At 63.9% G+C, this 244-nt stretch carries 1 pseudogene; it reads right to left on the bottom strand.

The features are described 5' to 3' along the window. A pseudogene (locus ACFZPT_RS26875) lies at positions 1-244 on the bottom strand (hypothetical protein); the annotation flags it as partial.

The raw sequence follows: 244 nt of genomic DNA on the forward strand, positions 1-244 counted from the left end.
CCCGCGTAGTTGGCTGGGGTTGCTGCCGGGGACTTCGTTGTGGATGACGCTGGCCGCTCCGCACTTGAGGTTGGGGTTGCCGTCGATGGAGCCGCCCTACTGGGTGTTGGTCACCGCGCCGCTGGAGTTGTTGAGGATCACGCCGTTGGGGCTGAAGTTGTATTGCTGGAACTGGTTATGGGAAAAGCCGGCGCCGTTGGGCGTGGCGATGTTAACCACGGGCACGACATTGCCCGCCGCGCCA

The sequence above is a fragment of the Pseudomonas sp. MD330_10 genome (assembly GCF_042610415.1).
GTDB lineage: Bacteria > Pseudomonadota > Gammaproteobacteria > Pseudomonadales > Pseudomonadaceae > Aquipseudomonas > Aquipseudomonas rhodesiae.